The 998-nt window shown below is 47.4% G+C and carries 1 protein-coding gene; it reads left to right on the top strand.

The window, feature by feature from the left end:
* Positions 1-998: BREX-1 system phosphatase PglZ type A (pglZ, locus tag FTV37_RS17660; RefSeq protein ID WP_180064358.1), on the top strand; the 998-nt coding region annotated here is incomplete at both ends.

Genomic DNA, 998 nt, shown 5'->3' with positions numbered 1-998 from the left:
AAAAAAGGCTTCACAGCTGGGCGTTGTCCCAAGTTACACCACACTTGGCATGGCCTCGTTGTTGCCGCATCAGACTTTGGAGTACAAAGAGGCCGCAGGTGATGATGGTTTAGTAGATGGGCAGTCCAGCAAAGGGACTGCAGCACGATCCAAAATTCTGGCTGCCTATAATGGATTGGCAGTAACCGCTGAAATGGTAAAAGGCTGGTCGCGTGATGAAGGCCGTGAAGCGCTGAAAGATCATGAGCTGATTTACGTTTATCACAACGTGATTGATGCACGCGGTGACAGTGCCTCGACAGAATCAGAAACCTTTATGGCGGTAGAACATGCTATTGAAGAGCTGACCGAACTCAGCCGCAAAATCTTAATGCACTTCAATATTTCTACCCTGTTGATTACAGCCGACCATGGCTTCCTGTTCCAGCAAAGTAAACTGGAATCTGCGGATCGTTCAAGCTTGACTGAAAAACCGACCAATGCATTGAAAAGCAAAAAACGCTATGTGATTGGGCATGGTTTACCAGAGAGCAAGGAAGCATGGAAAGGCTCAACCCAAGCTACGGCAGGCACACTATCTGCGACTGATTTCTGGATTCCAAAAGGGGCGAACCGTTTCCATTTTGTAGGAGGCTCACGTTTCGTGCATGGCGGCATCATGCCTCAGGAAATCGTAGTGCCTGTACTGACAGTGAAACAGCTGCGTGGTGAAAAGGCTGGACAGCGGACCAAGCGTAAAGTTGAGGTCATTTCTACCAAATCCACGCTGAAGATGGTCAATAACATCCAGAAGTTTGATTTGATGCAAACTGAAGCTGTCAGTGAGCTGGTCATGCCAGTGACTTTATCCATTGCCATTTATGATGGGGATCTCAAAGTTTCCAGTGAAGAAACCTTGACTTTTGATAGCAGTACCGACTCTGTTGCCGATCGGGTCAAACAGGTCAGACTGTCATTATCCGGTACTGATTTTGACCGTAAGAAGGATTACTTCCTAG

Origin of the sequence: Acinetobacter sp. YH16042, assembly GCF_013417245.1 — a bacterium.
In the GTDB taxonomy this organism is placed as follows: Bacteria; Pseudomonadota; Gammaproteobacteria; order Pseudomonadales; family Moraxellaceae; genus Acinetobacter; species Acinetobacter amyesii.
This window is presented reverse-complemented; position numbering and strand designations above follow the sequence as displayed.